Genomic DNA, 11,789 nt, shown 5'->3' with positions numbered 1-11,789 from the left:
TTCGTATGATCACAGCCCTGCTGTACAAGGATGCGACCGCACGCATCCTACAGGTAGCGTGCGTGTTAGCCGTATGCTGGGTGGTTCTCGTGTACACGGTCGCGGCACTGCCGATCAGTTTGGATACCTCCGGGGCCAACCCATTGGACGCCGCGAGCAGTGTGGTGCTCGCCTCGCAGGCGACGGTGATTGTCGCCGCGGTACTGGCGAATATCGAGCTCGGTTCGGAAGAATCCACGATGGCGGCGATAATCGTCGGCTCCCGGTATCGGATGGCGGTCGCCCTCGTGTCGTCAAAAACCATCATCCTCCTCGCCGCCACCCTGCTGTTGACCTTGGTGGACGCCGTCAGTGATGCACGTGTCTACGGAAGCGGCGGCGGCATCAATCTCGTCTTTCGATACACGGCGTTGGCGGCGATGAACGGACTCGCTGTGTTATCACTGACCTTGACCGCCGGAAATGTGTTGCTCGGATTAGCCGTTTATTCCCTGACACCGATACTGCTCAAACCATTCATCATCTCCGCTGCTCCTATGACACAGGATCTTTTCTACTCGACTACAATCCGCTTGATGTCGGATGGGAATGTCCAGTTGACGTCAGCTGTACCGGTACTGCTCGGTTGGCTGCTTGCTTTTCTTGGCATGGAATATGCGGCTTTGGTGTGGAGATGCGTGAGCCGCATTGACCAGGCATAACGGCTTCCAAACGTGTACAACGAGGAAGCGAGTGAGCCTTCATGGTGTTCTGACATCATGGCGTCAACCATGGTCGACGGCCGTCATGCGATTGCTTGACACGATGTCGTGCCAGTGGGAGAGTGGAAGCGATAATCGGACAGGACATCGGATTCGTTGCACTCTCGATCGCAGAAGATGGGGGTGGACGGTCCAGAAACTCCGGATACGAGGTGACGCAATGGGATCGGTATTCACCATCATCGACATGCTGCCCGCATATGGGTTGTTGTGCTATCTGCTGGTCGCTATATGCATCGTCATCGCGTTCCGGGCCATGATCAGGATAGAGGGCGAGCGTCGTCGATTGCGCGTGGCGGTGGTCGCAATGCTCGCTGGTTCGGCGTTCGTCGCGCTGCTCGCCTATGCGACGTATGCCATCGCGGCGCCGTACGCGCAGCCTGACATGGTCGACTTCTACCGCACCTACCAGCCCGTCGTCCCGCTCTTCCTTACCGGACTGTTCTGCGTGCAGACCGTGTCCGGCGTCGCCGCGGCGACCGGCTGGCGACGTGGACGGTGAGACCGGCGGCGTTCCTGATACCGGTCTCATATCGAATGATCCCATGCGATTCTCCGATGGGCGAACCGCATCCACGGCGGTAGACTCTATGCAGTCGGCATTGTGGCATCAGCAAAGGGGGAGCTCGATATGTCTTTGACCACCGCACAGCGTGAGGCGACCATCCGCGAATTCCGCGAGAACATGAATCTGCTCGGCTTGACCGTCGACGAGATCGGCGTCGACTTCGGGGTCGGCGGCCAGACCATCCGACGCATCATCGACCTCGAGTCAGGTGTGCTGGAATACCCGTGGATCGTACGCCGCTACCTGCTTGACAAGGCCGAGGCCGCCGGCATCCGCCCGGTGCCGTTCACCGCGCTGCGCGGCGACCCGCACGACTACTGGTTCCTCGACGACCGGATCATCGACGCGAACCGGCTCGACTGACACGAACAAACCGACGAGACGAGGAAACCGATGACGATCCGCATAGCGCCGATCGAACCGCGATGGTTCGAGGAGAAGGCGCAGGTGCAGTCCCGCACATGGCGGGAACTCAACCAAGGGCATATCCCGCAGGACATCGTGGACGCCATCACCCCGCAGTTCGCGCTGAAACTCACCCAAGCCCACGCCGAGGACCCCGGACAGGCCACGCTGGTGGCGCTCGCGGACGATCATGTGATCGGGTTCGCGGAACTGCTGCGCACGCCCCGGCCTCCGATCGACCGTCCGGACGCGGCGGAACTGGCTTCGCTGTACGTGCTGGAGTGCTGGCATCGACATGGTGTCGGACGCATGCTGGTCGAAGCCGGCAAACGGGCCGTCGGCAACGACCGTCTCGCGCTATGGGTGTTCAGATTCAACGACAATGCGCGCGGCTTCTACCGGCACATCGGTTTCCACGAGACCGGGCTGACCCAGACCGAGGATCTGGGCCCCGAACTCGAGATGGCCAACTACCGGTAGAAGCGGTGGATTCTCCGGCTACAACCCGACCTGCTCCCATTGCGGGGGCAACGGGATGCGCCGCGTCGGAGTGAGGCAGGCGAGCAGCAGTCCGGCGGCGGCGCACAGGACGACGAGCAGCATGACTGCGCGGAACCCGAATCCCGGCGTCTGCAGCAGCCATCCGACCAACGCGGGCGCCAACGCGCCCGGCACTCCGACTGTCGTCTCGAACACGGTGGACACTCTGCCCTGCATGTCATCCGGCGTGCGCCCGAAGATGAAGCCGAGCTCGCCCGCGTTCAACGCCGGGAACAGCACCGACGCCATGGCCATGCACGTGACGGCCGCCGCATACGAGTCGGTGAATACGAGCGGCAGCATCGCGGCGGTGAACACGGCGAACGTGAGGATGATGAGCCGGCCGGTCGGCACATGCTCGACCAGCCATCCGGCGGCGAGCGATCCGATCAGCGCGGCGACGCCGGTGGCGGTGCCGACGAGCCCGATGAGCGCCGCGTCCGTGCCGCGTTCCGCCAGCATGATCTGCACGCCGATGATGCTTCCGTAGCAGGCGACGTTCATGACCGCGCCCTGCGCGATCGCCGCGAGCACGGTCCTGCGGGTCAGTGTCCACCGCCATCCTTCGACGAACTGGGAGAGGAACGACGGCTCGCCGACGTCCGGAGAGGAAGGGGCGTCGGCCCTGTCGGTTCCGTCGCCGCTTCGTTCCGGCAACGCCAGCGAGGCGAACACGGAGGCCAGGTACAGCAGTGCGGAGGCAAGGAACGGCATCCATCCGGCGATTCGATACAGGAGCCCGCCGATCGCGCCTCCGGACAGTTCGACGCATGACTCGCGCGCCTCGCGGATGGCCTGCGCCTTCGCGAACCGGTCCATCGGCACCAGGGATTTGAGCATCGCGTCGTTCGACGGTCCGAGCAGTCCGTTCACCACCGCGAACAGGACGACCGCCACGGCGAACGTCGTCGCGCGCATAGTCCCGGTGGCGAGCATGACCGTCACCGCGGCGGACAGGGCGGTGCCGGTCAGGCCGAGCATGATCATCAGCCGTCGCCGGTCGTGACGGTCGGCGAGCGCCCCGCCGACGGACATGAGCGTCAGCCCGATCGCCGATTCGATGGTGACGAGCAGGCCGGCGACGAACGGCGAGCCGGACAGGGCGAGTCCGAGCAAGGGTATGACGAACGTGCGCAGGCTGACGGCGACCACGTCGGCGGTGTCGGCGGCGAACCAGCGGCGGTATGCGGGGAGCCGCCAGAGCGGGCGGGTGCGTTGCGACGGTCCGTTCGCGGGAGCGGTCGCGGTGGTCGTGATGGTCGCGCTGGGAGGGAGATCGGGGGATTGCGTGTGGATCGGGTTCGGGTGGTCGTCGGCGTTCATGATGGGTCTCGTTTCATGATGCGCCATGACCGGCGCGCGGGCCTTCACCCGTCACCGTCGACGATCGTCCCTCGGCATCCGCTTGCGGTGGAGAATCATGCCGGTCGACGATCGACGGACTGCGTGGGGGGATGCTGCGCACCGTTCATGGACGGCGTTCGGAAAGTTCGCATAAAGGCGCGTCACGGCCGTATGGTCGCCGGCCGTGACACCATGATGTGGAAGGCAGGTGGGGGCCCGGCTCTCAGCTGTATGCGAAGGATTCCAGAACGACGTACATGCGAGGCTCCTTTGGCTCGACTAATGTTCCGATTTTCCATCCATGATAGTCGACGGACGTGCCGCGCCCCGCCGAGGCGGGGCGGACGGATGGGTTACAGGTCCTGGATCTGCGCGCCGAACGGCCAGAGGGCGAGCTTGGCCATCTTGAACGATTGGATGCCGAACGGGATGCCGATGATGGTCACGCAGTTGGCGAGTCCGGCGACGACGTAGCCGATCGCCATCCAGAGTCCGGCGAGCACTACCCAGATGATGTTCGCGAGCGTGGAGCCGAATCCGCCGCCGTAGCGCACGGTCTTGCCGAACGGGGTGAGCGTGAGCCCGGCCATCTTGAACGCCTGGAGCCCCAGCGGGATGCCGACGATCGTGATGCACAACGCCAGACCGATCACCGCCCATCCGAACGCGATGGCGAGCCCGCCGAGCACCAGCCACAGGATATTGCCGATCAGCCTCATGTTCTCTTCACTCCTTCACGTATGGATTCCATGTGCCGCAATCATCCCATTGTCCCATCGCGCGGCGGCGCCTGCCATCGGGGGATTCCCTGATTCCTCCCTGAATGGCCTTCCGTCCGGCGCTCAGAACAGCCGGATCGGTTCGACGTGTTCGACCGGCGTGATGAGACGCCGGCCGTCGCCATCCACCGGCAACGGAGCGACCTCATGGAACCGCAGCCGGCGCGACAGCTCCGTGCCACGCTCCCGCAACGTGCCGGTCAGACGCGCGCCGTCGATCGTGCGGTCCAGCCATGCCGCGGTCATGTCGTCCGGCACGAGCAGCGGCATACGGTCGTGCACGCTCGCCGGTCCGTCCACGGCCGGGCAGGTGACGATCGTGGCGGTCAGCCGCCATGGCGAGGCGTCGGAGGCGCGCCACCACGAGTACAGTCCGGCCATCGCCAACGGCTCGTCGCCGTCCGCATGGAAGTAGAACGGGCGTTTGCCCTTCCACTCGTAGTAGCCGCTCGCGGGGATGACGCAGCGCATGGAACGCGTCGATTCGGCGAACGTGGGTTTGGCGTGGATGGATTCGACGCGCGCGTTGTATGTGGGGTAGGGGAGCGTTTTGCTCCGGCTCCACCGGGGTACGAGCGTCCAGTACGCGCCGGTCAGGTGCCGGCGTGCGTCGCGTCCCTGCGCGACGACGCCGATAGTCCGTGTGGGCGCGATGTTGTACGAGGGTCGCGGCAGCCGGTCGCGTCTGATGCCGTCCTCCCCGACGTCGAGCCACCGGGCGACCGCGTCCCAATCCAGGTCAAGCGCGAACCTTCTGCACATGCGGTTCAGTCTACGCGCGTCCGTCCGCTCGCGGGTACCATGGTGATGTCCGATGGGAGATGCGTGGGACGCGAGGAGGAAGCCATGTCCGTTGACGCGAGGAAGAACGACGGCACGATGCCGCGTCGGGAGTCCGCTGTCGCATCGTCGGACGCGCCCACCCTGTTCGACGTGGAGGACGAGAAGGATCGGACGAGCCGTCGCGGCGTCTCGGTGAAGGCGACCGTGGCACGCGCCCGCTGGCAGCGGCGCAAGAAGATCGCCACGCGCGCGACGATCCGCGAGACCGCGTTGCGCCTGTTCGACGAGTACGGCTACGACAAGGTCACCACGCAGCGCATCGCCGACGAGGCGGGCATGTCCGCGATCACCCTGTTCCGGTATTTCCCGTCCAAGGAGGATCTCGTCCTGGGGTTCCCGACGGATGGCGAGATGTTCGCCGACCTGCGTCGGGAGCTCAAGGAGCGGAAGGGCGGCTCCCCGATCGGGTTCGTCCGGCGTATGGTACCGCAGGTGCTCGGCGGACTCGAACCTTCACAGTTGGAGGAACTGGCGCGCCGGCTTCGCATCGTGCGTTCCGACGAGGGACTGCGCGTCGCGTTGTACGCGCGCATACCGCAGTGGGCGGACGCCGTCGCGGCGGTATGGGGAAGCGACGACGCCGCTGCCGACGGCGGTGCGCGCGTCGGTTTCCCCGTGCGCCTGTCCGTCTCCCTCATCATCGACTGCATCATCGAATCCCTGCTGGAATGGTCGCGGCGATGCGACGATGGCACCGGCGACGCGGATGTCGTCGACGTGCTCGTCGACGTCGTCTCCGAGGCGATGGAGACACTGTCGCACTGACCCGCCTTCGCGGTTCGCTGCCATTCGGACCGAATGGCTGTCGGCAAGCGCGCGTTTCCGTGCCGAATATTCAAATGATAGTGACTACATTATGAATTAAAACGGCGGAATACAGCCGTTTTTCCGGCTAGTTCGAAGTGTTTGCCGAAGACTGTTTTCTTTCATATGAAAGACGCATACATATGGAAGAAAACAGCCTTGCCATTCATAAGAAATAAGCTTTCATATGAATACTCGGAGTGGGGAAGATCCATGCCGACTCAAACGCATGGACGTTCGGTAGGACGCTTCGTTGCGTCCCACCGATGTGCCGGCCCCGCTTCTTCGATGCCCGGAATGAGAAAGGCGGGTCGTCTTCCGGCCGCATTCGTCATGCGATGTTCGGAAGGCGACCCGCCTTAGCGGTGCCTAGTAGTCATCTAGTCGTCCCGCCTCATCGTGAGGTCGGGATCTTGGCGACGTCACTTCGTGAACGGCTCGGACGCCTTGTCGAGCGCGGCGATCTCATCGGCCGCAAGGTCGAGGTCCACGGAGGCGAGGAGCGCGGGCAGCTGTTCGGGCGTGCGCGCCGAGGCGATCGGACCGGCGACCTGCGGACGGTGGCGCAGCCAGGCGAGCGCGACCGTGGCGATCGCCACGCCGTGCGCCTTGGCGACCTCGTCCAACGCGTCGACCAGCGCGAAGCCGTCGGCGGTGAGATAGTCGGCGACCATGCCTTGGCGTGCCTTGCCCTCCGCGTCGGCGGCGGAACGGTACTTGCCGGTGAGGAATCCGGCGGCCAGCGACAAGTATGGGAACACGGCGAGGTTCTCTTGTGCGGCGAGGGGCGCGAGCGTGCGCTCGTAGCCGCCGCGGGTGACGAGGTTGTAGTGCGGTTCCAATGCGACCGGCAGCGCGTAGCCGTGTTCGCGGGCGATGCGGAACCACTCCTCGATACGGTCCGCCGTGTAGTTGGACAGGCCGATCGCGCGGATCTTGCCCGCCTTGACGAGCTCGTCGAACGCGGCCGCCGTCTCCTCGAGCGGCGTCGCCTTGTCGTCGAAGTGCGCATAGTACAGGTCGATCGCGTCGACGCCGAGACGCAGCAGCGACTCGTCGGCCGCGGCGACCACGTTGTCGTGCGAGAGGCCCTTGTACTGCGGGTGCTCGCTCACCTTCGTGGCGACGACCACCTTGTCGCGGTTGCCGCGCACGGCGAGCCAACGGCCGAGGATGATCTCGGATTCGCCGCCCGCATTGCCCGGCGCCCACGCCGAATACACGTCGGCCGTGTCGATGAAGTCGCCTCCGGCCTCCACGTATTCGTCGAGCACCCTGCGGCTGGTCGCCTCGTCGCTCGTCCAGCCGAACGTGTTGCCGCCCAGCACGAGCGGAAACACCTCCAGGTCGCTGTTCCCCACTTTCACACGTTTGTCCGTCATGGCCCAGACCATCCTTTTTCGTGTCGTCGCCGCGGTCCCTTCGCCGCCGGCGTTCCCCATCATTATGCAGCCGGCATGACGTGGCCATGCGGCGGACGCTATAGACATAATCCATGGCCGGTTGCCCGTTCCCGGCACATGCCGTCAGATGAGGATGCCGTCGCAGTGGTCGATCTCATGCTGGATGATCTCGGCGGTGAATCCGTCGAACGTCGCGGCCGCCTCCCGCCAGCGCCGCGTCCGATACGTGACGGTGATGCGCTCGTAGCGGACCGTCGGCCTCACGCCCTTCAGGGACTGGCACCCCTCCTCGGTCTCGTATCGGCCGGACTTCTCGACGATGACCGGGTTGAGCATCGTCATGTTCCGGCCGGTCGTCTCGTCATGGAACACGATGATCCGCTTGGCGACGCCGATCATGTTCGCGGCCATGCCGACGCACGAGTCCGCGTGCGCGGCCAACGTGTCCATGAGGTCGGCCGCCACCGGCAGGTCGTTCTCCTTCGCCTCGTCGGACGGTTGCCGCAGGAACGCCTCGGAGGTCATGATCGCCCGTTCCATGATGTTTCCCTTCTTCTCGCCCGTGGTGAACGCTCCGATTGTATCGGCTTCCCGGGTACATGCCGCGTTGCGCGGCGGGAAGCGGGACGGCGTGACCGCGGCTATCATGTTCGGATAGCCCCGATGTCGTCCCGGAGATTCGAAAGGCGGGTCCCGCATGCCGGTTTCCTATGAGGAAGCGTTGTTCCACTCGTATTTCGCGTGGCTGCTGCCCGACGAGACGATCGTCCAGGGGGATACGGAGCAGTTGGACGGCCAGGAGCTCGACATGTACTTCCCCGACCGGAAGGCCGCGTTCGAAATCGGCTCCTGGGGCCTGCACAGCAGGACGCAGGACAAGGACACGCGCAAACGCCGCAAGGCGAAACGACGCGACATCCGACTGGTCACCCTGTTCACCGACCGCGACCGCGCCACCATGCCCAAAGCCGACGGTGAGCCGCTCATGGTCGCGCCCTGCCCGAACAGTCCCAGCATCATCTGGGCCGCGACCTCGATCCGATGGACGAGCGGCCGCAAGGGACGCATCACCCGCACCCGGTTCCTCCAGATCGCCGAACCGGTGTGCGAGGCGCTCGACTTCACCTACAAGCCGATTCCCGAAGACCAATGGCCCACGATGCGCGACGAGGCGGCCTGCGCCTGCGAGACGCTGAAACTCAAATCCGCCGCGGACGGCAAACCCGCCCCCGGCAAGCGGAACGCGAACCCGGCCGCCGAGCCGGCTACGGCCGCATCGTCGCAGGAGCTCGCCACGGCGGACGGGACCGTCAAGGAACTCCGCGCGCAGCCGGCCGCCGACCTGCCGACGATCGGACGGGTCTGCGAATCCCTGCACCGCGACTGGGTGCTCGTCTTCGCCACCATCGCCGGACTGCCCGACGAGGCGAGAACCGACTACGCGCGTCGGCTCGTCACCGACGTGTTCCCCACGGCGATCGGATACGCGAAATGGCCGCAACCCGTGCAAAGCCGGTTCCAGGCGCTCGGCCAGCGCGCACTGGACGCCATCGCCACGCAGCCGGGCGACACCGACGCGGAACGCACGCTCGCCGTCGTCGGCGCCCTCCAACAGGCGTACCGCCAATGCCGGGAGCACGCGAGGACCGCGTCCCTTGCGATGGGCTCCGCGGCCGCCGCGTACCGGCTCGGCTGAACCGGGGGTGGGCGGCGCATGCCATGCCGTCCGCGCCGTGATTCCCGCGCTACAGTGGAGACATGCTCGACCATCTGACGCTCAAGGTACGCGACATCGACCGCAGCATCGCCTTCTACACGCAGGCGCTCGCCCCGCTCGGCTACATCGTCAAAGCCCACCACGAACCCACGCTCGGATTCGGCGTCGACGACGGCACCCCGCATTCCGACTTCTACCTGTCGCCCGCCGACGAACCGGACACGGCGCGGCAGCCGTGCCCGGTCACCCACATCGCGTTCCTCGCCCCCGACAAGGCCGCCGTGTGCGCGTTCCACGCGCGGGCGCTCGCCGCCGGAGGCCGCGACAACGGCGCCCCCGGCCCGCGCCCCTACCATCCCGGATACTATTCCGCGTTCGTCCTCGACCCGGACGGCAACAACATCGAAGCCGTCACCGACTGGTCCGGCTGGTACAGCGAAGATCGATGACACCCGGGGACAAGCGGGACGAAACCCGCCCGACAGCAAGACGGCCACACGCAACACCACACGAAAGGCGACATCATGACGGGACTGCTCATCGGATCGCACCTGTCCACCGCGGGCGGATGGGACAAGCTCATCGAACGCTCACACGCGGAACATGGCACCACGTTCGCGTTCTTCCCACGCTCCCCATACGGCAGACGGTCGAAAGCCCTCGAGCCGGACAAGGCCGCCGCGTTCGGCGCGCGACTGGCCGCGGAACACTACGGGCCGCTCGTCGTCCACGCGCCCTACGTGTACAACCTCGCCGGCAAGGATCCGGCCAAACGGGCGTTCGCCATCGACGCGCTCGCCGAGGACATGCGCCTGCTCGCACCCATCCACGAAGCAGGCCAGGAGACCTACCTCAACATCCACCCCGGCTCCCACGTGGGACAGGGCGCGGAAACCGGATGCCGGCTGATCGCCGAAGCCCTGAACCGCGTACGCGAACAGGCGGACGGCACGGGCATCACGATCCTGTTGGAGACCATGGCCGGCAAAGGCACCGAATGCGGGCGCAGCTTCGAGGAACTCGCCTCCATCATCGACCGGCTCGACGACCCCACGCGCATAGGCGTCACATTCGACACCTGCCACGTGTTCGACGCCGGCTACGACCTCGTCGACGACTACGACGGCGTAATCCGCCGACTGGACGACGTCATCGGCCTCGACAAGGTCAAAGCCATCCACGCGAACGACTCCATATACGGCCTCGCCTCCCGCAAGGACCGGCACGCCAACATCGGCGACGGCAAGCTCGGCCTGCCGTTCTTCACGCGTCTCGTCAACGACCCGCGCATGAACACGCTGCCGATGATCCTCGAAACCAAGGAGAACACACCCGACACGCACCGCGAGGAGATCGCCCTGCTGCGCGGACTGCGGGAGAACTGACCGGCGGGGGAGCGGCGGCCGACGGCACGGCGCGACAACAGCGACGCACGCCGCCGGCCGGCCACGATATCATTCGACCGCCGCCACATCCCGCAGACCGTCGGTGAACTCCCGGGCCCAACGCTCCGCCTCGCCAAGCTCGCGGAACGAACGATGATGCACCATCGCCCCGCCCACGATCAACGCGCCCGGCGTGGTCTCCCTACGCGACGGAAGCATGCCCTCCGGCACCGTGACGGCCACATCATAATCAAGATGCGGCGTCAGCCGGGTGATCCGGACGCGCACGCCCTCCGGAACATCCGTCGCACGCGAATCATGATCGAACGTCGAATCGACAGCGATGAATCTCATATGAACACTCTCCTGGACAAACAAACAGTCGCCGGAACCCCCAGCAGACGGAACAATGACGGCGACAACCAATGCTTCGAACGGCTTCCATAGCCGTGGGAACTACTATCCAACACCCGAATGCTACACGCAAGCCCCACACGAAGTCAACCGGCGGCCATGCCACCCCGTCCACCCCGTCCGGCATGGCGGGACAATGGAACCATGAACACAACCACCACACGCACCGCACTCATCATCACATCCAACCCCGAACACCACAGCCTCACCAACGCCGCCGGCAAAGCCTTCGCCGAAGGATTCCGCGCACACGGCGGCGAAACCCACACCATCGACCTGTACGACACCGGATTCAACCCCGTCTACACCAGCGCCGACCGCGCCCACCACCTCGGCAAAGCCGACACGCCCAAAGACGTCGCAGCCATCCAGACCAGTCTCGCCCAAGCCGACGTGATCGCACTCGTCTTCCCCATCTACTGGTACACCATGCCCGCCATGGTCAAAGGCCTCTTCGACCGCGTCATCTGCCGCGGATTCGCCTACAACGCCGACGGCACGCCCGGCGCGCTCGCCGGCAAGACCGTGCGCGTCATCATGCTCACCGGCGGCCCGGAATCCTGGTACGAGTCCGACGGAATCGGCGAGGCGTTGGACAACCAGATCCGCCGCCAGACGTTCATGAAGTACTGCGGCGTGAAGGACGTCGAGATCGTCTACGTCGACAACCTCTCGATGGGCGACGACGACCCCGCCAAGCGCGAAGCCGCGGCCAAGCAACTCGACGGGATCAGGGAGCTCGGCGCCTCGCTCGCCTGAGACGCTTCCGTCGGGTATGAGCGGCGTCCCGGCATCTACGCCGATGGAGGGGAGACGCCGGGACAGC

Annotated in this window: 15 protein-coding genes; 9 read left to right on the top strand and 6 right to left on the bottom strand. The window is 65.4% G+C overall.

The features are described 5' to 3' along the window. Positions 1–5: 5 nt before the first annotated feature. The 4 genes from AC1AYP_RS02730 (at position 6) to AC1AYP_RS02715 (ending at position 2,214) form a co-directional block, all read left to right on the top strand. Positions 6–701, top strand: coding sequence for a hypothetical protein (locus tag AC1AYP_RS02730; RefSeq protein WP_476546672.1), 696 nt, complete (start codon positions 6–8; stop codon positions 699–701). 220 nt (positions 702–921) lie between these two features. Next, entirely contained in the window at positions 922–1,263 is a 342-nt protein-coding gene (locus AC1AYP_RS02725) for a hypothetical protein (protein WP_476544628.1), read from the top strand. 129 nt (positions 1,264–1,392) lie between these two features. Continuing rightward, positions 1,393–1,692: a DUF2316 family protein gene (locus AC1AYP_RS02720; protein WP_476544627.1), complete on the top strand. Its 300-nt coding sequence runs from the start codon at positions 1,393–1,395 to the stop codon at positions 1,690–1,692. Positions 1,693–1,722: 30 nt separating this feature from the next. Beyond that, positions 1,723–2,214 (top strand): N-acetyltransferase family protein, encoded by a 492-nt coding sequence (locus tag AC1AYP_RS02715; protein WP_476546671.1) that lies wholly within the window; start codon positions 1,723–1,725, stop codon positions 2,212–2,214. Between the two features lie 18 nt (positions 2,215–2,232). Here AC1AYP_RS02715 and AC1AYP_RS02710 read toward each other — a convergent pair whose 3' ends face one another. From AC1AYP_RS02710 to AC1AYP_RS02700, 3 genes are all read right to left on the bottom strand, one after another. Next, the gene (locus AC1AYP_RS02710) at positions 2,233–3,597 is read right to left on the bottom strand and encodes an MFS transporter (RefSeq protein ID WP_476546670.1); all 1,365 of its coding nucleotides are present in this window, start codon (positions 3,595–3,597) and stop codon (positions 2,233–2,235) included. 374 nt (positions 3,598–3,971) lie between these two features. Then, entirely contained in the window at positions 3,972–4,337 is a 366-nt protein-coding gene (locus tag AC1AYP_RS02705; RefSeq protein ID WP_476544624.1) for a YccF domain-containing protein, read from the bottom strand. A 123-nt stretch (positions 4,338–4,460) separates the two neighbouring features. Next, positions 4,461–5,159, bottom strand: a complete 699-nt coding sequence (locus tag AC1AYP_RS02700) for an SOS response-associated peptidase (RefSeq protein WP_476544623.1) — start codon at positions 5,157–5,159, stop codon at positions 4,461–4,463. A gap of 84 nt (positions 5,160–5,243) precedes the next feature. On the opposite strand from AC1AYP_RS02700, the gene AC1AYP_RS02695 reads away from it, so the two are divergent. After that, positions 5,244–6,005, top strand: coding sequence for a TetR/AcrR family transcriptional regulator (locus tag AC1AYP_RS02695; protein ID WP_476546669.1), 762 nt, complete (start codon positions 5,244–5,246; stop codon positions 6,003–6,005). A 461-nt stretch (positions 6,006–6,466) separates the two neighbouring features. Here the strand turns inward: AC1AYP_RS02695 and AC1AYP_RS02690 are convergent, their stop codons facing one another. Next, the gene (locus tag AC1AYP_RS02690) at positions 6,467–7,426 is read right to left on the bottom strand and encodes an aldo/keto reductase (RefSeq protein ID WP_476546668.1); all 960 of its coding nucleotides are present in this window, start codon (positions 7,424–7,426) and stop codon (positions 6,467–6,469) included. Positions 7,427–7,570: 144 nt separating this feature from the next. After that, a complete protein-coding gene (locus tag AC1AYP_RS02685) occupies positions 7,571–7,987 on the bottom strand; it encodes a peptide deformylase (protein ID WP_476546667.1) in 417 nt (138 codons plus the stop codon). A gap of 157 nt (positions 7,988–8,144) precedes the next feature. Between AC1AYP_RS02685 and AC1AYP_RS02680 the strand changes: the two genes are divergently transcribed. The 3 genes from AC1AYP_RS02680 to AC1AYP_RS02670 all read left to right on the top strand — a co-directional run bounded on the left by AC1AYP_RS02680 (position 8,145) and on the right by AC1AYP_RS02670 (position 10,549). Beyond that, positions 8,145–9,143, top strand: a complete 999-nt coding sequence (locus tag AC1AYP_RS02680; RefSeq protein WP_476544619.1) for a hypothetical protein — start codon at positions 8,145–8,147, stop codon at positions 9,141–9,143. A 62-nt stretch (positions 9,144–9,205) separates the two neighbouring features. After that, positions 9,206–9,613 carry a VOC family protein gene (locus AC1AYP_RS02675; protein ID WP_476544618.1) on the top strand — a complete coding sequence of 136 codons (408 nt, stop codon included), beginning with the start codon at positions 9,206–9,208 and terminating at the stop codon, positions 9,611–9,613. Between the two features lie 75 nt (positions 9,614–9,688). Continuing rightward, entirely contained in the window at positions 9,689–10,549 is an 861-nt protein-coding gene (locus AC1AYP_RS02670; RefSeq protein ID WP_476544617.1) for a deoxyribonuclease IV, read from the top strand. Between the two features lie 69 nt (positions 10,550–10,618). Here AC1AYP_RS02670 and AC1AYP_RS02665 read toward each other — a convergent pair whose 3' ends face one another. After that, positions 10,619–10,975, bottom strand: coding sequence for a hypothetical protein (locus AC1AYP_RS02665; RefSeq protein ID WP_476532168.1), 357 nt, complete (start codon positions 10,973–10,975; stop codon positions 10,619–10,621). A 132-nt stretch (positions 10,976–11,107) separates the two neighbouring features. On the opposite strand from AC1AYP_RS02665, the gene AC1AYP_RS02660 reads away from it, so the two are divergent. Beyond that, entirely contained in the window at positions 11,108–11,722 is a 615-nt protein-coding gene (locus tag AC1AYP_RS02660; protein ID WP_476546666.1) for an NAD(P)H-dependent oxidoreductase, read from the top strand. Positions 11,723–11,789 lie beyond the last annotated feature (67 nt).

It is taken from the genome of Bifidobacterium sp. LH_424, assembly GCF_056356895.1.
This window is presented reverse-complemented; position numbering and strand designations above follow the sequence as displayed.